20 protein-coding genes and 1 riboswitch are annotated in these 20,879 nt (G+C 67.2%); of the genes, 15 read left to right on the forward strand and 5 right to left on the reverse strand.

The genetic code is table 11. The features are described from left to right. Positions 1–15: 15 nt before the first annotated feature. The 4 genes from Q5H94_RS04775 (at position 16) to Q5H94_RS04790 (ending at position 4,944) form a co-directional block, all read left to right on the forward strand. Positions 16–1,083, forward strand: a complete 1,068-nt coding sequence (locus Q5H94_RS04775; protein WP_304560071.1) for a ferritin-like domain-containing protein — start codon at positions 16–18, stop codon at positions 1,081–1,083. 33 nt (positions 1,084–1,116) lie between these two features. After that, positions 1,117–1,223, forward strand: a riboswitch (TPP riboswitch). Positions 1,224–1,261: 38 nt separating this feature from the next. Further along, a complete protein-coding gene (thiC, locus tag Q5H94_RS04780) occupies positions 1,262–3,124 on the forward strand; it encodes a phosphomethylpyrimidine synthase ThiC (protein WP_304560072.1) in 1,863 nt (620 codons plus the stop codon). A 79-nt stretch (positions 3,125–3,203) separates the two neighbouring features. Then, on the forward strand, positions 3,204–4,076 hold the full coding sequence (locus Q5H94_RS04785) for a hypothetical protein (protein WP_304560073.1): 873 nt from the start codon (positions 3,204–3,206) through the stop codon (positions 4,074–4,076). A gap of 55 nt (positions 4,077–4,131) precedes the next feature. Further along, positions 4,132–4,944: a hypothetical protein gene (locus Q5H94_RS04790; RefSeq protein ID WP_304560074.1), complete on the forward strand. Its 813-nt coding sequence runs from the start codon at positions 4,132–4,134 to the stop codon at positions 4,942–4,944. A 130-nt stretch (positions 4,945–5,074) separates the two neighbouring features. Here Q5H94_RS04790 and ung read toward each other — a convergent pair whose 3' ends face one another. Together ung and Q5H94_RS04800 are read right to left on the reverse strand one after the other, a co-directional pair. Then, on the reverse strand, positions 5,075–5,770 hold the full coding sequence (gene ung / locus Q5H94_RS04795; RefSeq protein WP_304560075.1) for a uracil-DNA glycosylase: 696 nt from the start codon (positions 5,768–5,770) through the stop codon (positions 5,075–5,077). A gap of 54 nt (positions 5,771–5,824) precedes the next feature. Then, on the reverse strand, positions 5,825–6,205 hold the full coding sequence (locus tag Q5H94_RS04800; RefSeq protein WP_304560076.1) for a hypothetical protein: 381 nt from the start codon (positions 6,203–6,205) through the stop codon (positions 5,825–5,827). A 157-nt stretch (positions 6,206–6,362) separates the two neighbouring features. Here Q5H94_RS04800 and Q5H94_RS04805 point away from each other — a divergent pair, with 157 nt between their 5' ends. Together Q5H94_RS04805 and Q5H94_RS04810 are read left to right on the forward strand one after the other, a co-directional pair. Further along, positions 6,363–6,857 carry a hypothetical protein gene (locus Q5H94_RS04805; protein WP_304560077.1) on the forward strand — a complete coding sequence of 165 codons (495 nt, stop codon included), beginning with the start codon at positions 6,363–6,365 and terminating at the stop codon, positions 6,855–6,857. A gap of 22 nt (positions 6,858–6,879) precedes the next feature. After that, complete coding sequence (locus Q5H94_RS04810; protein ID WP_304560078.1) at positions 6,880–7,320, forward strand: hypothetical protein; 441 nt, start codon at positions 6,880–6,882, stop codon at positions 7,318–7,320. Positions 7,321–7,622: 302 nt separating this feature from the next. Here Q5H94_RS04810 and Q5H94_RS04815 read toward each other — a convergent pair whose 3' ends face one another. Continuing rightward, positions 7,623–8,645 (reverse strand): GGDEF domain-containing protein, encoded by a 1,023-nt coding sequence (locus Q5H94_RS04815; RefSeq protein ID WP_304560079.1) that lies wholly within the window; start codon positions 8,643–8,645, stop codon positions 7,623–7,625. Positions 8,646–8,808: 163 nt separating this feature from the next. Further along, complete coding sequence (locus Q5H94_RS04820; protein ID WP_304560080.1) at positions 8,809–9,900, reverse strand: phospholipase A; 1,092 nt, start codon at positions 9,898–9,900, stop codon at positions 8,809–8,811. 61 nt (positions 9,901–9,961) lie between these two features. Here Q5H94_RS04820 and hisN point away from each other — a divergent pair, with 61 nt between their 5' ends. After that, complete coding sequence (hisN, locus tag Q5H94_RS04825) at positions 9,962–10,744, forward strand: histidinol-phosphatase (RefSeq protein ID WP_304560081.1); 783 nt, start codon at positions 9,962–9,964, stop codon at positions 10,742–10,744. A gap of 105 nt (positions 10,745–10,849) precedes the next feature. On the opposite strand, the gene Q5H94_RS04830 is transcribed toward hisN, so the two are convergent. Next, the gene (locus Q5H94_RS04830) at positions 10,850–13,009 is read right to left on the reverse strand and encodes an AsmA family protein (RefSeq protein ID WP_304560082.1); all 2,160 of its coding nucleotides are present in this window, start codon (positions 13,007–13,009) and stop codon (positions 10,850–10,852) included. A 168-nt stretch (positions 13,010–13,177) separates the two neighbouring features. On the opposite strand from Q5H94_RS04830, the gene rpmI reads away from it, so the two are divergent. The 8 genes from rpmI to Q5H94_RS04870 all read left to right on the forward strand — a co-directional run bounded on the left by rpmI (position 13,178) and on the right by Q5H94_RS04870 (position 20,878). Beyond that, positions 13,178–13,381, forward strand: a complete 204-nt coding sequence (gene rpmI / locus Q5H94_RS04835; protein WP_304560083.1) for a 50S ribosomal protein L35 — start codon at positions 13,178–13,180, stop codon at positions 13,379–13,381. Between the two features lie 17 nt (positions 13,382–13,398). Then, a complete protein-coding gene (gene rplT, locus Q5H94_RS04840; RefSeq protein ID WP_304560084.1) occupies positions 13,399–13,764 on the forward strand; it encodes a 50S ribosomal protein L20 in 366 nt (121 codons plus the stop codon). Between the two features lie 80 nt (positions 13,765–13,844). Continuing rightward, entirely contained in the window at positions 13,845–14,465 is a 621-nt protein-coding gene (locus tag Q5H94_RS04845) for a LysE family translocator (RefSeq protein WP_304560085.1), read from the forward strand. A gap of 59 nt (positions 14,466–14,524) precedes the next feature. Beyond that, positions 14,525–15,640 carry a phenylalanine--tRNA ligase subunit alpha gene (pheS, locus tag Q5H94_RS04850; protein ID WP_304560086.1) on the forward strand — a complete coding sequence of 372 codons (1,116 nt, stop codon included), beginning with the start codon at positions 14,525–14,527 and terminating at the stop codon, positions 15,638–15,640. Next, positions 15,637–18,018, forward strand: a complete 2,382-nt coding sequence (pheT, locus tag Q5H94_RS04855) for a phenylalanine--tRNA ligase subunit beta (RefSeq protein WP_304560087.1) — start codon at positions 15,637–15,639, stop codon at positions 18,016–18,018. The genes pheS and pheT overlap by 4 nt, the downstream gene beginning before the upstream one ends. A gap of 181 nt (positions 18,019–18,199) precedes the next feature. Beyond that, positions 18,200–19,585: a pyridoxal phosphate-dependent decarboxylase family protein gene (locus Q5H94_RS04860; protein WP_304560088.1), complete on the forward strand. Its 1,386-nt coding sequence runs from the start codon at positions 18,200–18,202 to the stop codon at positions 19,583–19,585. Beyond that, positions 19,578–20,009: a hypothetical protein gene (locus Q5H94_RS04865; RefSeq protein WP_304560089.1), complete on the forward strand. Its 432-nt coding sequence runs from the start codon at positions 19,578–19,580 to the stop codon at positions 20,007–20,009. The genes Q5H94_RS04860 and Q5H94_RS04865 overlap by 8 nt, the downstream gene beginning before the upstream one ends. After that, on the forward strand, positions 20,006–20,878 hold the full coding sequence (locus Q5H94_RS04870; protein WP_304560090.1) for an aldose 1-epimerase family protein: 873 nt from the start codon (positions 20,006–20,008) through the stop codon (positions 20,876–20,878). The genes Q5H94_RS04865 and Q5H94_RS04870 overlap by 4 nt, the downstream gene beginning before the upstream one ends. Position 20,879 lies beyond the last annotated feature (1 nt).

The raw sequence follows: 20,879 nt of genomic DNA on the forward strand, positions 1-20,879 counted from the left end.
CCCGGAGACCGTATCGTGATCGATCAAGACACCCTCGCTCAGGCGATTGAAGCCGACGACCGCCGCCGCGCCGCGCGCCGCGATTTCCTGCGCACCGCCAGCCAGCTGACGATCGCCGCCGGCGGCACCTCGCTGCTCGCGGCGTGCGGCGGCAGCGGCACCGCGACGCCCACGCCAACCTCGTCGAGCGCGACGCCGACGCCGAGCCCGAGCTCGACCGACGCCATCCGCGATACCGCGGCGCTCAATTTCGCGCTGCAGCTTGCCTATCTGCAGGCGCAGTTCTTCACCTATGCCACCACCGGCAGCGGCGTCGGCGCGCTGCCCGCCTCGACCAGCCTGCCCGGCGGCGGCGCGGCGCTGCTCACCGGCCCCGGCGGTGCCGCACCGGGCACCGTCACCGGCGGTCGCGCCGTGACCTTCACCGATCCGCTCGTCGGCGAATATGCGCGCGAGATCGCAGCGGACGATCTCGCCCACCTCAAGTTCCTGCGCTCGGCGATCGGCAGCCAGGCGACGGCGATGCCCGCGATCGACATCGACGGCAGCGCCACCAGGTCGACCGGCGCCTTCACCCAGGCCGCGCGCCTGGCGAATTACGATTTCAACGCCGGTGCCAGCGTTCTGTTCGGCTTCGATCCCTATGCCGGCGATCTCAACTTCCTGCTCGCCGCCTTCTTCCTGAAGGATGTCGCGGTGACGGCGTACAAGGGTGCCGCCACGGTCATCACCGCCGCGCTCTACCTCGATTCCGCGGGCGGGCTGCTATCGACCCAGGCCTATCACGCCGGCCTCATCCGCACGACGCTCTACGTGAAGGGGCAAGGCGCGCTGACGCAGCAGTTCAGCGATGCGCGCGACGGGCTCGACGGTTCGACCGATATCGACCAGGGCACCGGCAGCGCCGGCGGCACCGCGAACATCTCGCCGACCGACGCGCAGGGTCGCGTCTACACGCGCACCTCGGGACAGGTGCTCAACATCGCCTATCTCAACGCCGCCGCCGTCACGTCGGGCGGGTTCTTCCCGGCGGGCGTCAACGGCAGCATCAAGACGTCCGCGAACAGCAGCGTCGCGACCTGATCCCTTCCCAACGCCCGCCAAAAGCGGTACGCAAGGCCATCCCCGGGGAGCCATGAGGCTGAGAGGGGCGGTGAAAATCCGCCCGACCCGCACGACCTGATCCCGTTAGCACGGGCGTAGGGAGGGAGCGGTCTTTGCCCCAAAGCCCGTTTTCTCCTTCGATATTTGGAGAAGACGCATGGCCGACCTGCCCACCCGCACCGAAATTGGCGTAACCACCGGCCCCATCCGCGGCAGCCGCAAGGTGCATGTCGGCGATCTCAAGGTCGCGATGCGCGAGATCGACCTCGAACCCTCCTCGGGCGAGCCGCCGCTTCGCGTCTACGACACGTCGGGCCCCTACACCGATCCCGACGCCCTCATCGACATCAACATGGGCCTCGCCCAGCTCCGCCGTCAGTGGATCGAGGCGCGCGGCGACGTCGAAAGCTACGACGCGCGCGAGACCAAGCCCGAGGACAACGGCCAGCTCGGCCCGGACCGTTCCGGCGGCGTCCCGCAATACCCGAACGTCATCAAGCGCCCGCTGCGCGCCAAGGCCGGCCACAACGTCAGCCAGATGCACTATGCCCGCCGCGGCATCATCACGCCCGAGATGGAATATGTCGCCATCCGCGAGAACCTCGGCCGCGCGCAGCTCAAGGAAGCGATGATCCGCGACGGTCAGGATTTCGGCGCGTCGATCCCCGATTACGTCACGCCCGAATTCGTCCGCGACGAGGTCGCGCGCGGCCGCGCCATCATCCCCAACAACGTCAACCACCCCGAGAGCGAGCCGATGGCGATCGGCCGCAATTTCCTCGTCAAGATCAACGCCAACATCGGCAACTCCGCCGTCGCCAGCAACGTCGCGGCCGAGGTCGACAAGATGGTCTGGTCGATCCGCTGGGGCGCGGACACGGTGATGGACCTCTCCACCGGCCGCAACATCCACGACACGCGCGAATGGATCATCCGCAACGCGCCCGTCCCGATCGGCACCGTGCCGATCTATCAGGCGCTCGAAAAGGTCGGCGGCGTCGCCGAGGATCTGACGTGGGAGATCTTCCGCGACACGCTCATCGAGCAGGCCGAACAGGGCGTCGATTACTTCACCATCCACGCCGGCGTCCGCCTCGCCTACATCCCGATGACGGCCAAGCGCGTCACCGGCATCGTCAGCCGCGGCGGCTCGATCATGGCGAAATGGTGCCTGTCGCACCACAAGGAGAGCTTCCTCTACGAGAAGTTCGACGAGATCACCGAGATCATGAAGGCGTATGACATCGCCTATTCGCTCGGCGACGGCCTGCGCCCCGGCAGCATCGCCGACGCCAATGACGAGGCGCAGTTCAGCGAGCTCTACACGCTCGGCGAGCTCACCCACCGCGCGTGGAAGAGCGACGTGCAGGTGATGATCGAGGGCCCCGGCCACGTGCCGATGCACAAGATCAAGGAGAATATGGACAAGCAGCTCGAAGTCTGCGGCGAGGCACCCTTCTACACGCTCGGGCCGCTCACCACCGACATCGCGCCCGGCTACGACCATATCACCAGCGGCATCGGCGCGGCGATGATCGGCTGGTACGGGACGGCGATGCTCTGCTACGTCACGCCGAAGGAGCATCTCGGCCTGCCCGACCGCGACGACGTGAAGGTCGGCGTGGTGACGTACAAGCTGGCCGCCCACGCCGCCGATCTCGCGAAGGGCCACCCCGCCGCGAAACTCCGCGACGACGCCGTCAGCCGCGCAAGGTTCGAGTTTCGCTGGCGCGACCAGTTCCACCTGTCGCTCGACCCCGACACGGCGGAAAAATACCACGACGAGACGCTCCCCGCCGAGGGTGCCAAGACCGCACACTTCTGCTCGATGTGCGGCCCGAAATTCTGCTCGATGAAGATCACGCAGGAAGTCCGCGACTTCGCTGCGAAGCAGAACGCGCCGGCCGACACCTTCCTCGCGGCGGAAGACGCCGAGGCGGGCATGGCCGAGATGAGCAAGGTGTATAACGAGGGCGGTCGCGAGCTGTATATCGGGGCGGGGGACCGGGAGCGGGATTGAAAGGTATTCGAACCGCAACTTGGCAGTGTTGAAATTCAACCAAAACTAACGCACGTTCTGGCCGGCGGGGGGCGGCTTAATGGCAACGACACTTAACTTTTTAAATCAAAATTGGGTTGGAGTCTTATTGGGGGTCGTTGCGCTATTCTATGCGCTTTATGAAGGAAATCGAAGAAGAGGGCCGCGCCTCGTTTACCAGTACTTGGGCCAGAAACTTCTTGGTGGGTCGGTCGATTTGTTACCAACGGGGCTTGAAGTAACCTTTTCGGGCGCTGCTGTCCCAAGGTTGTCATTAACGCGACTTGTGGTTTGGAATAGTGGAGCGGGACCGCTTCGCGGAACGGATATCCCATCTCATGATCCGCTTACTTTGAAATTTCACGGCGAAGCGAAGATTCTTTTAGCCGAAATTTCTCGGATCACTCGAGATGTAACGAAATTTCAGATCGGGTATGAGGCAGGAATTAGTGATAGCGTCACTGTCAATTTTGACTTCCTTGATCCAGGAGATGGCGCTCTACTGTCGATTTGGCACACCTCTACCAAGTCTATCCCAGAATTTAACGGGACTATAATAGGCCAAAAAGATGGTCCTGTATCTTATGGTAGATTTATATGGCGTGGCAGAGACGTGGCACGTCGTGGGTCCATATTTTCAAGAACATTTTCTATGATTATAGACATCGTTTTTGGTTCTCCTTTCTTTCTACCCATAATGTTAATAGCGATGGGGACATTTATCGCATTTTCTACAGGATATGAAGGATATACTGGCGTTCGACTGTTGAGTCTGGAGAAGGATAGCGATATTGCCAAATTTTGGACTCCCGCGATATTAAGTGCAGTAAATATTTGCGCAGGTATTTGGGCGGTCAATAAGATTCGACGGAAATTTCCGCGTAAATTGACGCCAGAAGACTTCGGAAGTCCGAAAATCGAAGGCGGGAACTAATTGGGGGTAGCGGCACCCCTGTCCTACACGTTCGTTTTATGTTCCATACTCCCGGATGAGCGACTCATCCGATCCCCGCTCGGCGCCGGGCCATGCGCTGACCGTCACCGATCCCGCCGACACCGCGCTCGACGCGGCCGCGCGGGCGTACGACCCGGCAGACTATCGCTGGGTGCCCGTCCGCCGCCGTCCGCGGCTCGATGGCTGGACCGAGGAGAAGCAGCGCCGCTTCATCGAGGAACTCGCCGATACCGGGCTCGTCAGCGTCGCGGCCAAGGCAGTCGGCATGACGCGCGAATCCGCCTATCGCCTGCGCCGTGCAGCGCATGGCTCGGCCTTCGCGCGCGCCTGGGACGTCGCGCGCCAACATGCCGGCGCGCTGATCGAGGACATCGCCTTCGAACGCGCGATCGAGGGTGTCGAACAGGAGGTCTATAATCAGAACGGCGAGGTCGTCGCCGCGCGTCTCGTCTATGACAGCGGGCTGCTCAAATGGCTGCTCAGCCATATCAAGCCCGAACGCTATGGCGGCGGCGGCGCGGTGCCCGCCACGGCGCCCGCACTGGAGGAGAGCCTGCGCGCGATGGAGCCGGCGCTGCCCGCCCCGCCCGAACAGCTGATGCCGCCCGAGGAACTGGAGGACGCGCTCGATCTCGCCGATGCGGCCGACGGCACGCTGCCGCATTTCCTCAACGAGCAGCGCACGCCGGAGGCGATCGCGGACCGGGACGTCGAGGCGCGCAAGGCGCGCGGTGCCGCCGCGCTCGCCAAGAGCAAGGCCGGGCAGGAACTGACCGAGGAAGAGTTCCTGGACGAATGCTGGTATCTCGATCCGGCCAGTAACAAGGGGCGGCGGCGGAGGCCCTGATCAGTGTGACCTTAGTGTGACTTTCCGCGCGGCGGCGAGAGATTGGCAAAGCCAATCGCAAGCCTGAGCCGCGCGCGGCCGGCGGGGCCAAAGCCCCGTCCGACGACACGGGCTTTGCCCGTGTCGCGCGCTAGAGTGCCGGCAACCCCCAGTCGATCTCCCCGCGCCCATGCTCCCGCAGGAAAGCGTTCGCCCTGGAGAAATGCCCGCAGCCCAGAAACCCGTTGTGCGCCGACAGCGGGGAGGGGTGCGCCGCCTTCAGCACGAGATGCCGCCCACCCTTCGACACGTCCGGGATGAACGCCGCCTTCTTCTGCGCATAGGCGCCCCACAGCAGGAACACCGTCGGCCGCGGCCCCGCCGCCACCGCCTTCACCACCGCGTCGGTGAAGCGCTCCCACCCGCGCCCCTGGTGCGAGGCGGCGGCGCCCATCCGCACCGTCAGCACCGAATTGAGCAGCAGCACGCCCTGCTTCGCCCAGCTTTCGAGGAAGCCGTGCGAAGGCCGCGCCAGCCCGAGGTCGGTGTCGAGCTCCTTGAAGATATTGACGAGGCTCGGCGGCACCCGCACGCCGGGCTGGACGGAGAAGCACAGGCCGTGCGCCTGCCCCTCGCCGTGATAGGGATCCTGGCCGAGGATGACGACGCGCACCTGGTCGGGTGGCGTCAGGTCGAGCGCGCGGAACCACTCGGCCGGGCGGGGGAAAACGCGCGCGCCGCCTGCGCGCTCGGCGGCGAGGAAGGCCTTGAGATCGGCCATGTACGGCTGTTCGAACTCGCCGCGCAGCAGGTCGAGCCAGTCGGGATGGAGGGCGATATCGCTCATCGCGGGGATGCGTGCCGGAGCCGCCCCGCCGCTGTCAATCCGGGCTTGCGCGTGTCAGCGCGTCGGCCTCGGCTCGCTCATCGGCTGGCCCGGCCGGTACTCCGGCTGCCGGTCTCGGCTGGCCTGCACCATCGCGCGGATCAGCTCCTCGGACGAGACGTCGCGGCCGCTGCGCACGTCGTCGCGGGTGCGGCTGTCATAGGGGCTGGCGTAGCGGCTGCTGCGGCTCGCTGCGGGGGTCTCGCTGTCGTCGCCGAAGCGCGCGCGGTCCATCCGTTCCTGCCGCTCGCGCGGGGTTTCGCCGCCCGCTGGGGCCGACGCGGCGCTGACGGCCGGCTCCGCACTGCCGTGCCGCGACTTGGAACACGCGCCGATCCGCACGCCGGCGACGACGAGGATCATGATGAGGAATCGGCATGCAAGGCGGAACAACATCGGCCATCTCCCGGGGCAGGTGCCGGATGGTCATACGCCACGATCGGTAAAGGGACGGTAAGCGGGGATCGCTATCGTTACGCCTACAAAACGGACTCGCGGCGGCCGAACATTGCGCCTAGCCTGCGCCGATCGGACAACGGCAAGGAACGCGCACATGGTTCTCGGGCTTTCGCTACCGGCTTTCACGCTTCTCCACGTCGCGATCAGTCTGATCGCCATCGCGATGGGGATCGTGTTCTTCGCCGCACTCGGCCGGGGCAGATGGCTCGGCACGCTCGGCAGCCTGTTCATCCTGTTCACGGTCCTGACGAGCGTGACCGGCTTCTTCTTCCCGCCCAAGCCGATCGGCCCGCCCTTCATCTTCGCCGTCGTCTCGCTGGTCCTGCTGGCGATCGCCCATTATGCGAACACCGTGGCGCGGGTGCGCGGCTTCTGGTGGCAGGTCTTCATCGTCACCGCGCTGGCGGCGCAGTGGCTCAACATGGTGGTGCTGGTGGTGCAGAGCTATCAGAAGATACCGGCGCTCCACCGGATCGCGCCGACCGGCAGCGAGCCGGCGGTGCTGCTGACGCAGGGCGCGGTGCTGCTGGTCATCCTGTTCTTCGGCTGGACCAGCTTTCGGAAACCGGGAGCCGTCCCCGCGCGTTGAGCGGCGCGGAAAGGATGTCCCCATGCGCCATTCACTGATTGCAGCCGCGTTGCTGCTCGCGAGCCCCGCCTTCGCCCAGCAGGTCGACAAGGGCCCGCCACCGGGCGTGCATGTCGAAAGCATCGCGCTTTCGCCCGGCGAAACGCGCGCCTTCACGCTGGCGCAGGGCGGCAGCCACCAGCTGCTGCGCGATACCGATCCCGCCAAGCCCGCGCCCAAGGCGATCAGCGTGACGTACAAGGTGGAGGGCGGCTGGTCCTTCGTCAGCGTGACGAGCTGGACCGGCTATCCGACCACGGCCGCCGTCCTCGCCGATCACGGCGATGGCGGCTTCAGTCAGGTGGGGTCGATCGCGTCACCGGGTGACGGCAGCACCGTCGTTCAGCGCTGGCAGGGGGCACTCGGCAAGATCACGATCGGGAAGTTCGACGGCGGGCCCGAAGGCGGCGCGCCGAAATCATAAGGAAGGGGAGGTTGTCCCGGTCAGGCGACCGGGACAACGGGGATCGAGGTGAAGACGAACAGCGCGGTCACGAAGAGGGCGCTGAGCAGCGAGACGGCAACCTTCTGGCGCGATTCGAAACGGTCGGTCATGGTGATATTCCCTTTTGATCTGGTGTGCCGGACCATCCGGCCACCGATGCCAAGGGGATTGCAGGGAGCGTGCCAGAATCGAAAAGCACGCAAATTCAGAATATTGCCTGACGCGGGTGCGGAAGTGTCGCTTTTGCTGCCGCAAAACGCGCCAACACTTGGCAATCCGCGCTAGTCTGCGCGCAGCGTATCCCGGCCCGCGTTCTTGGCGGCGTAGAGCAGCCGGTCGGCACGCGCGAAAACCGTCGGTAGCGTCTCGCCGGGGCTCGCCGTCGTCAGGCCGGCGGAGAAGGTGATCGATCCGATCGGCTCCTTCGATTCGCGCACCCGGTAGTGTTTCGCCGCCACGACGGCGCGCGCATCCTCGAGCGTGGCATAGGCCACGTCCTGGTCGACGCCGGAGAACAGCACGGCGAATTCCTCGCCGCCGTATCGCGCGACGAGATGCCCGGCGCACGATTCCGAGAGAGCGCCACCGATCGCCTTCAGCACACGGTCGCCGACGCCGTGGCCGAAGCGATCGTTGACCGACTTGAAGCGATCGACGTCGCAGATCGCGACATGGACAGGCTGTTCCTGGACCGCCGCAAAGGCTTCCTCGAAGGCGCGGCGGTTGGCGAGCTCGGTCAGCGGGTCGCGACGGGCATTGTCGCGCGCCTCTTCCAGCTTGGCGCGCAGCTCGCTCGCCTCGTTGGTCGCGACTTCCAGCTTGCTCTCGGCGGAATGGACGCGGGTCAGCATCACCGAAGTGAGGCGCACGACTTCCTCGACGCTCGACATGTCGCGCGATCCGCGGATGGCGTCTGCGGAGGCTGCGAGGTCGCGGCCGAAATCCTGCGTCTCGGCGCGCATCGCATGTACCATGTCGCTGAAACCCTCGACCTGGTGCTGCGTCCGCGCCACGAGGCCCTGCGCCGCCACCATCGGATCGGGCGCGGCGTCCGGCGTACGCACGACGTTGGCCGTGCCGGGTGCCGTTTCGGGCAGTTGCGGCGCGACCGCGCCGACCTCACCGCCGAGCAGTTCGATATCGCGTGAAGAGAGGCGGAAACCCCCATCGGTCAGCGCGCGCACCGAGCGGGCGAGTACGCCGTCGGTCTCGGTCAGCACGCGATAGGCGAAATGATAGTGTTTGGGGTCGGGGCTCAGCCGCTGGTCGATGAGAAAGTCGCGGATGCCGTCGAACAACGCCATCGCGTCGTCCTCGGTCGTAACCTCTCGTAGCGCACCCGCAGTCACGTCTCTCGTACCTTCCGTCCCGTCCGGCGCGCCTGCGCATGCCGAACCTTCCCGCTGCAATGGTTACGGCCGAAACTGCTAACATCCGGTGACCGAAGGTTAACCGCGCGGCTAGGTATTAGCGCGTAAGGGCGATCCCGAAGCGTACCCGCGTAACGTTGCGGCGATAGTCCTCCAGCGCCTCGCCGTAGCCGGTGAAGGCCTGCCCGAAGAGGTAGAGGTGCGGCAGCCGGTCGTCGATGGCGGCCAGCGGATACGATAGGAACGCCTCCGCCGCGCCCCGGCCCGTGGCGAAGTTGCCGCGCCCCGTGACGCTGAGCTTGAGGCCGTCCTGCTTGCCGATCGAGGCGGTCAGCGCGGTATAGCCGACGTAGTCGGCGATATCGGTCGCGACCCCCTTGCTGCCGACGAAGAACCACGCCTGCGGCGTAAGGTTCAGCCGCCACCCGTCGCCGAGCGCGAAATCCTTGGAGACGCGTAGGTACGGCCGGTTCATGTCGACCGAATCGGTCACGCCGCCGCCGTTCGAATCGTGGCGGAAGCCGATGCTCGCCTGCGCGGTCTCGCTCAGCGGCACGGCGACATAGAGGTCCGGGTTGTAGATCGTCGCGCGGAACGGGCCGGAGGGCAGGTTGGTCGCCCAGAACATCGTCTGCGTATAGGCGAAGTCGAGATGCGGCCCGTCGTCGTGCCCCAGCGCGCGAAAGGCGAAGCTGACCTGCAGTTTCGCGCCGTCGCTGCCCGTGCCGAATACGCCGTAGGTCGGCTCATAGGGGCGGAAGCGATCGACGAAGGCCGACGATTCGCCGCGCGCCGAGACAATGGCGGTCTCTGCCGGTTTGGACGTGTCCAGCATCGCGGCGGCTTCGGCGAGCGCCGCATCCTGCTCCTTGGTCGCACTGGCCTCGGCGCGCGCTGGCGCGGCAGCGGCAAGCCGGTAATGCACGCGCGCGAACTTGCCCGGCGCGATCGGCCCTTCGCCGTCGGGCGCGGCGATCAGCCGCAGGCGGCTGCCGTCCCTGGCGACCGTCTCGATCTCTGCCGGCCCCTCGGCCGCGACCGGCGCATCGCCCTCGTTGAGCAGGAACACCTCGACCCCCGCACGCGCCGCCGCCGCCGACGCGGGCGGCTCGACCAGCGGGCGGATCTGCGCCGCGGCCGGGGTCGCGGCGCACGCGGCCGCACCGAAGACGATCCAACTGGCGCGCACGAATCCCCCCAAAAGCCGCCCAAGGCTGGCGGTTCTCTGGCAGGGCGGCTAGGCAGACGCAATGCGCGTCACCCCTGCCGATATCGATCTCGCCAACAGCCTCGCCGATGCCGCGGGCGCGGCGATCCTGCCCTATTACCGCGCCGCGCACGGCCTCGAGGCGAAGGAGGATGCGTCCCCCGTCACCCTTGCCGACCGCGCCGCCGAAGCGGTGATGCGCGAGCTTATCGCCAAGGCTTTCCCGGACGATGCCATCATCGGCGAGGAGTACGGCGTGACCGAGGGCACGAGCGGCCGCGCCTGGGTGCTCGATCCGATCGACGGCACGCGCGCCTTCATCTCGGGCCGCCCAATCTTCGGCACATTGATCGCGCTGATGATCGACGGCTGGCCGATGCTCGGCGTGATCGACCAGCCGATCCTCAAGGAACGCTGGCTCGGCGTCGTCGGCAAGCCGACGCTTTTCAACGGCCAGCCCGCCGCCACGCGCCGCTGCGCAGAGCTGTCGAAGGCGTTGCTCGCGACGACCTCACCGGCGCTGTTCGGCGACGACCAGCTCCACGCCTTCGAACATCTCGACGGCGCGGTGATGAGCACGGTGCTGGGCGGCGACTGCTACAATTACGGCTGCGTGGCGAGCGGCTGGCTCGACATCGTCGTGGAGGCGGGGCTCAAGATCCACGATTTCGCGGCGCTGGTGCCGGTGGTCGAGGGCGCGGGCGGGCGCATGTGCGACTGGCAGGGCGACCCGCTCACCGCCGACAGCGTGGGCGAGGTGATCGCGGCGGGCGACCCCGCGCGGGTCGAGGAGATCCTCGAGGCGCTGGCCTGCCGGGGGCACTGAGCCAACCCTAACCAAAAAACCCGTTCGTGCTGAGCGAAGTCGAAGCACGTGATCAGGCGGTGTCGTTTGTGGCACGCCCTTCGACTTCGCTCAGGACGAACGGTGTTATTTACGCGGCGTCGTCCCCAGCGTCGCCGGATCGCTCCGCCCGTTTTCCGCCTTGGCGGTCGTCCCGCGCCCGACGTCGTCGCGCGGCTTGCCGCCCTTCGTTCGCTGCGCCGCCGCCGCCGCGCCTGCCAGCACCGGGCCGCACTGCGTCGCCTTGGCATCGCCGATATCGACGAAGGCGAGCAGCGCGGCGGGCGGTGCCAGCACGCCGAGCCCGACGCCCGCACCCGCCCGCGCCAGTAATTGCGGGCTGATGACGGCTATCCCAGGCTTCGCGAAGCTGCCGTTCAGCCCGACCGGCGACTGGCCGGAGAACAGGCTGATCTTCTTGCCATCGGCGCGGAAGGCGAGGTCGAGTGCCTCGCTCCTGAAGCTGAAGCCGCCGCGCCCGACGATGACGTTCTTCTGCGTGTCGATCAGGATCGGGTCGGCCGCCGCGATGCCGTCGCGCACGGTAAAGCCGATCAGCCCGCAATTGAGATGTACCGGCTCCTTCAGTTTACCCTCGAACATCTTCTGCACGAAGGTGCCGATATCGAGCTCGGAAATCTGCACGTTGCGCGCCCACATCGTGCCCTGCGGCATGATGACGGCCATGCGTCCGGTGGCGCTGGACAGCGAATCGTGAAGCGTGTCGCCGGTGCCGGTCATCTTGATGCGGCCCTTGACGACGCCGGTCGTCCCCGCCTCGTCGACGCCGTATCCCGCGAGCAGGCGCCCCATCGGTGTCGGCGCGAGACGGATGTCGTAATCGGTGCGCATCGGCGCGCGGCGTTCGTCCATCACGATATCGGCGGCGACGTTGCCGCGCGCCATGGAGAAGGTGAAGGGCGACAGCTTGAGCAGCCGGTCGACCAGCGACACCGTCAGGTCGATGTTGGAGATGGGCACGTTGCGCGATCGCACGTCCTTCACCGTCCAGCGCACGTCGGCGTCGAAATTCTTGATCGCCTCGACGCGCAAGTTTGCGTCGGGGAGCAGCCGGGCAGGGGCCGCGCCCGTCACCGCCGCCGCCGCGACCGCGCCCTTGGTCGCGACCACATCGGGGTTGTAGCCGATGAACGGCGCCACATCGACGATGTCGAGCGAGCGTGTCGCCAGCGCCGCGTCGATCTTCAGGCGCGGCTGGATGTTGCGGATCGAGAACGTGCCGCCGAGGTCGCTCGCCCCGAAGCGCCCGGCGAAATGCGTGAAGCTGTAGAGGTCGCCCGCCTTCACCAAGGTCGCTTTTGCGGTGTAGCCGCGCGTCTGCGGAATGGCGACGCCGATGATGCCGAGCAACTCCGCCGCGTTCCGCCCGCGCGCGCGGACCGCAAGCGGCACGGTCTCGATATCGGTCGCCCCCGGCAGCGTGCCCGAAACGTCGATCACGTTGTGCGCGGCATTGGCGGTAAGCTGCAGCTCGTTCTTGCCGCGATTGACGGTGTCGTTCGGCGACAGCAGCGCGCCCGTCAGCGTGAAGGGCGTATCGCGCGCCACGCCGTCGCCCGAGAAGCGGATCGCGTCCTCGATCGTCGATCCCTGCGAGCGGATCGGCTGGAACGACAGGTCCGCCGTCAGCCGCATCTGCGGGTCGCGGTAGCGCAGCGTCGTTCCCGCTACCATCGCGCGCTGGATGATCGGCAGCTCGAACGGCTTGCCGCCGCCCGTCGCATCGAAGGTCCAGGTATTGGCCTTGTGCGCCGTGTCCCATTCCAGATCGACCGCGCCCTTGCTCAGGTCGAGGAAATGGAAGCGTTTCTTGCCCCAGATCAACGAGAGCGGCGCGATCCGCGTGTCGATCCGTCCGGCCTCGAACAGGTTCGGCTTGCTCGCCCAGGCCGGGTTGGAGACCGTCATGCCTTCGGCGAGGAACTTGATCGTGATGGGATCGAAGAAGAGCTGGAAGTCGCCGCGCACCTTCACGTCGCGGTGGATGAAGCTCGTCGTGATCCGCTCGAACGGGTGCTTCAGGAAGCGCCCCTTGGTGATGTAGAGTACCAGCCAGATCAGGAAGAGGACGAGCACTACGCCCAGCACGACATTGCGCGCGATCCGCCAGCCGCGTCCGCGCCGCGCTTTTGGCGGCTGCGGCGTCGCCGGGGGGTGGCGGTCCACTTCGACGGCCTCGTCGCTGTAGACCGGTCGCACGTCATCGAGGCGGCCGGGCGTGTCCATCGCGCTTCAACCGTTCGTCGCACGCGCAAGTTCCAATCGGGGTTCCGACTTGCATTTCCCGCAGGTCGCCGGTATGCGCCCCGCTTCTTCCGCGAGTAAGAGGAACTGCCCGGCCGGTATGGGCTGCCGTGGCCGTTCATAGATCGTCGCGAAAACGAAAGGACGAAAATGCCCAAACTGAAGACGAAGAGCGGCGTCAAGAAACGCTTCAAGCTCACCGCCACCGGCCTGTTGAAGCACGGCGTCGCCGGCAAGCGCCACCGCCTGCAGCATCACAACGGCAAGTACATTCGCCAGAATCGCGGCACCAAGGTGCTGTCGAAGGCCGACACCGCTGCGGTGAAGGCCTGGGCGCCGTACGGTCTCGGTTGAGCGGAAGGAATTAGAGAATGGCACGCGTCAAACGGGGTGTAACCACCCGCGCAAAGCACAACCGGATCCTCGATGCTGCGAAGGGCTATTATGGCCGTCGCAAGAACACGATCCGCATCGCTCGTCAGGCCGTCGAGAAGGCCGGGCAGTACGCCTATCGCGACCGCAAGGTTAAGAAGCGCAACTTCCGCGCGCTCTGGATTCAGCGCATCAACGCGGCCGTCCGCGTCGAGGGCCTGACCTATGCGCGCTTCATGCACGGCCTGAAGCTCGCCGGCGTCGAACTCGACCGCAAGGTCTTGGCCGACATCGCGATGCACGAAGGCGCTGCATTCAGCGCCATCATCGCGCAGGCGAAGGCGGCTCTGCCCCAGGCCGCCTGAGCGGACTGAGGTCGACGAGAAATGGGGCGCCGGTAGCGATACCGGCGCCTTTTTCTTTGGGTTTGAAGGGGAAACGGCACATGGCACTGCAAACCTGGTGGCTCTACGTCACGGTCGTGTTCCTCATCGCGGGCACGCCGGGGCCCAACATGCTCCACGTCATGGTGCAGAGCATCCAGCACGGCCCACGCCGCGCGCTCGCCTCGATGGCGGGGCTGATGAGCGCGTTCCTGATGTGCCTGCTCGCTTCCGCCGCCGGGCTCGGCGCGCTCCTGAAGGCGTCGCCGATGCTGTACAACGCGATCCGCTATGCCGGCGTCGCCTATCTCGTCTGGCTCGGCATCAAGGCGTGGCGCGCGCCCGTCGCATCCGAGGAGGAGGCCGCCGCCACCCCGCAGCGCTCGCTGCGCGCGCTCTACCTCACCGGGCTCGGCACCGGGCTTTCCAATCCCAAGCTGATCGTGTTCGCGGCGGCACTGTTCCCGCAATTCCTCGACATCCACCTGCCGTTCCTGCCGCAGCTCGCGATCCTGGTCGGCAGCTTCGTGGTGATCGAATGTTCCTGGTACTCGGTCTATGCGGTGGGCGGCCGCTCGCTCGCGCGCTGGCTCGCGCCGGCCAATCGGCGGAAACTGTTCAACCGCGGTTCGGGCCTGATGTTCATGGGCTTCGGCGTCGCCTTGCTGGGCAGCCGCGTGTGACGGCTTGACCTGAGCCCCGCGCTCGGCTTCCACCGCCTGCGCACAAGGAAATGGAATCGATGGCTACCGATCTGGAAACTCTGACGTCGGACCTGCTCGGTGCGGTCGATGCCGCCGCCACGCTCGACGCGCTCGATGCGGTGCGCGTGACCGCGCTGGGCAAGCAGGGCTCGATTACGGCTTTGCTCAAGACACTCGGCGGCATGTCGCCCGAGGAGCGGCAGGTGCAGGGCCCGCTGATCCAAGGCGTGCGCGAGAGCGTCACCACCGCCATCGCCGCCAAGAAGGACGCGCTCGACCGCGCCGAGCTGGACGCTAAGCTCGCCCGCGAGACGCTCGACATGTCGCTCCCCGCCGCCGCCGCGCCGGTCGGCAGCATCCACCCCGTCAGTCAGGTGATGGATGAACTGGCGGAAATCTTCGCCGATCTCGGCTTCGCCGTCGCGACCGGGCCGGAGATCGAGACGCAATGGTATAATTTCACCGCGCTCAACATGCCCGCCACGCATCCGGCGCGTGCGATGCACGACACCTTCTACCTGCAGACCCCGACGCATGACACGCGCCACCCGCATCTGCGCGTGGTCGAGGAGGCGCGCGTGCTGCGCACGCACACCTCGCCGGTGCAGATCCGCGCGATGCAGGCGGCGGGCGGCGACAAGCCCATCCGCATCATCGCGCCTGGCCGCACCTATCGCAGCGACAGCGACGCCACCCACACGCCGATGTTCCATCAGGTCGAGGGGCTGGTGATCGACAAGGGCATCACGCTCGGCCATCTCAAATGGACGCTGGAGACCTTCCTCAAGGCGTTCTTCGAGCGCGACGATATCGTCCTGCGCCTGCGCCCGAGCTACTTTCCCTTCACCGAGCCTTCGGCGGAAGTCGACGTCGGTTTCTCGATCGTCAACGGCAAGCGCGTGATCGGCGGCTCGGAAGGCTGGATGGAGGTGCTCGGCTCGGGCATGGTTCACCGCGTCGTGCTGGAATCGGGCGGTTACGACCCGAACGAATGGCAGGGCTTCGCCTTCGGCTGCGGGATCGACCGGCTGGCGATGCTCAAATACGGCATGGACGATCTGCGCGCCTTCTTCGATGGCGATGCGCGCTGGCTGAAGCATTACGGCTTCTCCGCGCTCGACGTGCCCACGCTCAGCGGGGGAGTGGGGGCATGAAATTCACCCTTTCCTGGCTCAAGGTCCATCTCGATACCGTGGCGACCCTCGACGAGATCGTCGCCACGCTCACCCGCATCGGGCTGGAGGTCGAGGGCGTCGACAATCCCGGTGCCCGGCTCGTCGATTTCCGCGTGGCGAAGGTGCTGAGCGCCGCCCCGCACCCGCAGGCCGACAAATTGCAGGTGCTGTCGGTCGATGCCGGCGACGGCCCGATGCAGGTCGTCTGCGGCGCGCCCAACGCCCGCGCCGGCCTCGTCGGCGTCTTCGGCATGCCCGGCGCGACCGTGCCCGCCAACGGCATGGTGCTGAAGGTCGCGGAGATCCGCGGCGTCGTCTCGAACGGCATGATGTGCTCGACGCGCGAGCTGGAACTGGGCGACGATCACGACGGCATCATCGAACTGGCGGGGGATGCGCCCGTCGGCACGTCCTACCCCGACTATGCCGGCCTCAACGATCCGGTGATCGACATCAGCGTCACGCCCAATCGTCAGGATTGCATGGGCGTGCGCGGCATCGCGCACGATCTCGCCGCCGCCGGGCTCGGTTCGCTGACGATGCTCTATGCCGGCACCGTGACGGGCGCGGGCGAGGGCCCCGAGGTCCGCATCGACGACCCGGAAGGCTGCCCCGCATTCTACGCGCAGGGCGTCACCGGCGTCGTCAACGGCGAAGCGCCCGAATGGATGCGCCGCCGCCTGATCGCGGTCGGGCAGAAGCCGATCTCGGCGCTGGTCGATATTACCAACTACGTCTCGATCGATCTCGGCCGCCCGCTGCACGTCTATGACCGCGCGAAGCTGACCGGCGGCCTCGTCGCACGGAAAGCGGAGGGCGGGGAACAGGTCGCCGCGCTCAACGGCAAGACCTACACGCTCGAACCCGGCATGACCGTCATCGCCGACGACGCGGGCGCGCAGGGCATCGCCGGCATCATCGGCGGCGAGCATAGCAGCGTCGGCGCCGACACGACCGACATCGTCATCGAATGCGCCTATTTCGAACCGTCGGGCATCGCCCGCACCGGCCAGAAGCTCGCGCTGACGAGCGACGCGCGTCAGCGGTTCGAACGCGGCGTCGATCCCGATTTCGTCGAGGGCGGCCTCGGCATCGCGACGCAATACGTCCTCGACATCTGCGGCGGCGCGGCCAGCGAAGTGACGCGCGCGGGCGAAGCACAGGTGCCTTTGCGCGTCGGCGAATATTATGCCGAACTCACCGAGACGCTTGGCGGCCTCGTCGTCGCGCCGGAACGGCAGAAGCAGATCCTCGAAAGCCTCGGCTTCATCGTCGGCATCCCGCGCAGCGAGGGGCCGTGGCAGGTCTCGGTGCCGAGCTGGCGGCGCGACATCGACGGCCCCGCCGATATCGTCGAGGAGATCATCCGCATCGAGGGTATCGATAAGGTGCTCCCCGTGCCGCTGCCGCGCCTGCCCGGCGTCGCGCGGCCGACCGCCACGCCCGAACAGACGCGCGAGCGCCGCGTCCGCCGCGCCGCCGCAGCACGCGGCCTCAACGAGGCGGTGACGTGGAGTTTCGTGTCGGAGGCCGAGGCCGCGCCTTTCGGCGGCGGCGCATGGAGCCTCGCCAACCCGATCAGCGAAGACCTCAAGGTCATGCGCCCGTCGCTGCTGCCCGGCCTGCTCTCGGCCGCCGCGCGCAACCTGAAGCGCGGGGCCGGCGGCGTGCGCCTGTTCGAGATCGGCCGCCGCTACCTTGTCGATGAGGAGCATGCGACGCTTGGGCTGGTGCTGGCGGGCGAGCGCTCGGCCCGCGACTGGCAAAGCGGCAAGGCGCAAGGCTTCGACGCATTCGACGCCAAGGCGGAGGCACTGGCGCTGCTCGCTGCAGCCGGCGCGCCGGTCGAGAACCTGCAAATCTTCGGCGCTGACGGTCTTTGGGCAGGCGACGCCTGGCACCCCGGTCAGTCGGGCACGCTGCGGCTCGGCCCCAAGACGGTGCTGGCGGCGTTCGGCATCCTCCACCCGCTGACGCTGCGCGCCTTCGATCTCGACGGCGCGGTCGCGGCGGTGGAGCTGTACCTCGACGCGATCCCGGCGAAGCGCACGGGAACCGGCTTCATGCGTCCGGCCTATGCGCCCCCGGCGCTCCAGCCGGTCCGCCGCGACTTCGCCTTCACCGTGCCCGAGGGCCTCGCCGCCGACGCGCTGGTCCGCGCCGTCCGGGGCGCCGACAAGGCCGCGATCACCTCGGCCCGCCTGTTCGACCTGTTCGAGCGAGACGGCGTGCGCTCGATGGCGATCGAGGTAACGCTTCAACCCACCGACAAGAGCTTCACCGACGAGGCGTTGAAGGCGATCGCCGACAAGGTGGTGGCGGCGGCGACGAAGCTGGGGGCGACGCTCAGGGGCTGAGCCCCAACCGTCACCCCGGCCTTGAGCCGGGGCCTATGATGCCGCGCACGCGTCGCTCGACCCTCAGGCCGGCATGCTCGCGGAAGGATGGGCCCCGGCTCAAGGCCGGGGTGACGGAATGAGGCAGGTTCGCGCGCAACAAGCGGGAGGCGCGGCTGTGACGGCAGGCTAAGGAACACCGATGGAAAACGCCTACACCGCCATGCGATCCGCCGCCGAGGCCGCCATCGCCTATCGCCGCGATACCGCCTCCGCCGAGACCAATCCGGTCGCGACCTATGCGGACATCTTCGCCGCCTTCGACGCGCCGCTCCCCGAAACCGGCGGCGATCCGCAGGCGATCATCGCAGACCTCATCGCGCGTGCCACCCCCGGCATCCGCGCGCAAACGTCCCCCCGCTTCTTCGGCTGGGTGATCGGCAATTCGCATCCCACGGGCGTCGCCGCCGACTGGCTCGCCGCCGCCTGGGGGCAGAACGCCGCCAACGTCTCCGCCGCGCCTGCGGCTTCCGCCGTCGAGGCGGTGGCCGCGCGCTGGCTGCTCGAACTGTTGGGCCTCCCCGCCGAGGCCTCGGTCGGCGTCGTCACCGGCGCGACCGTCGCCAACTTCGTCTGCCTCGCCGCCGCGCGCAGCGCCGTGCTGGCGCGCGCGGGGTGGGACGTCGAGGCCGACGGCCTGTTCGGCGCCCCGCCGGTCACGGTGCTGATCGGCGCCGACGCCCACGCCACCGTCTATTCGGGCCTCAAATATCTCGGCCTCGGTGCGAAGCGGGTGAAGGAGATCGCCACCGACGATCTCGGCCGCATGCGCCCCGCCGCTTTCGAGGCCGCGCTGAAGGCCGCGTCCGGCCCCATCATCGCCATCGCCCAGTCCGGCCAGATCTGCACCGGCGCGAGCGACCCCTTCACCGAGATCGCGCCGCTCGCGCGCGACGCGGGCGCGTGGCTCCATGTCGACGGTGCCTTCGGTTTGTGGGCGCAGGCCGCGCCCGCCCGCGCCGCACAGACCGCCGGGGTGGAGCTCGCTGACAGTTGGGCGACCGACGGCCACAAATGGCTGCAGACGCCCTACGATTGCGGCTTCGCGATCGTCCGCGATGCCGAGGCCCACGCCCGCGCGATGGCGGTCTCCGCCAGCTATCTGCCGCCTGCCGACACCGGCGAGCGTGACCCTTCCACCTACGTCCCCGAACTCTCGCGCCGCGCGCGCGGCTTCGCGACCTGGGCGATGATCCGCCAGCTCGGCCGCGAAGGCGTCGCCGAAATGGTCGAGCGCGACTGCCGCGTCGCCGCGCACATGGGTGAGACGCTGGCACGGGAACCCGGCATCACGCTCGTCGCGCCGATCCTGCTCAACCAGTTCATGGTCCGCTTCGGCGACGACGACGCCACCACGCTGAAAGTGATCGCGCAGATCCAGCAGGATGCAGTGCTCTACGCCGGATCGGCGGCTTGGCGCGGCCAGACGGTGATGCGCGCCTCGGTCTGCTCGGTCGCGACGACGATGGCCGACGCGGATATCTCCGTCGCCGCGATCCTTTCGGCATGGCGGAGGGTACGTGGCTGATCCCGACCTTGAGCGGATGAAGCGCTTCCTCGGTATTGCCGCGACCGAAGTCATGGGCGTTCCGGCCGATAGCGAGATTCACCCCTCGCGTGTGTTGGCGGAAATCGAGGTTCGACACGGTAAGTCCAAGGCCAAAGCCGGCCTGAAGATGGCAATCAACGATATTGTCGAGATGACCGGCCGCTACGGTCATGCGGAGACGTTGCAATTTGATGCGATCCTGTCGGCACAGGACGCGATGACGCTCTCGCAAGCGCGTGCGTATTTTTCGAAGCGACTAAAGGCGATCCGCAAGCGTGGCGAAATCGCTTCCGAGGCCGAATATTATATGGTCCGAAACGCCGTGGAGGCGTTGCAACCGGATGAAGCAGGCGAACTGAACGATATGCTATCGGCGTTCGAGCAGCGGGTGGAACGGAAATGACGGGCCTTATCGAAATCGCGAGCGACCACCTCTCGGCCGCCATCAACCCGCTCGGTGCCGAACTCACGCGTCTGCGCGACGCGCAGGGTCGCGAGCTGATGACGAACGCCGACCCGGCCTTCTGGACCGGCCACGCGCCGATCCTCTTCCCCATCGTCGGCCGTCTCAACGGCGACGCGCTCCACGTCGACGGCACCGAATATCCGATGAAGCAGCACGGCTTCGCCCGCCGCCGCGACTTCGCTTTGGTCTCGCAAGACGCTGCCGGCGCGACCTTCCGCCTCACCGACGATGCCGAAACGCGCGCGGCCTATCCCTTTGCCTTCGCGCTGGAGATCGGCTTCCAGATCAGCTTCTCGACGCTCGCCATCGCGGTGCGCATCGCCAATCCCGGCGCGGTGCCGCTGCCCGCCAGCCTCGGTTTCCATCCCGCCTTCGCGTGGCCGCTGCCCTACGGCGAACCGCGCGAGGATCACCGCATCGTCTTCGAGAAGGCCGAGCTCGGCGCATTGGTTGCGCTCGCCGATGGCCTCGCCACGCCCGATCCCCGCCCGTCGCCGCTCGACGGCACCACGCTGCCCCTCACCGATGCCGTGTTCGAACAGGACGCGCTGATCTGGAACCCGGTCCAGTCGCGCACCGTCACCTACGGCGCGAGCCAGGGCCCACAGCTCCGCGTGGATTTCCCGCACACCGACAAGCTCGGCATCTGGACCAAACCCGGCGCGGCCTTCGTCTGCATCGAGCCGTGGCACGGCATCGCCGACCCTCAAGGCTTCACCGGCGATTTTCGCGAAAAACCCGGCGTGTTCGAAGTAGCACCCGGCGAAAGCTGGTCGTGCGAGATGCGGGTGACGCTGACCGCGTGAG

Source organism: Sphingomonas immobilis (genome assembly GCF_030580995.1).
In the GTDB taxonomy this organism is placed as follows: Bacteria; Pseudomonadota; Alphaproteobacteria; order Sphingomonadales; family Sphingomonadaceae; genus Sphingomonas; species Sphingomonas immobilis.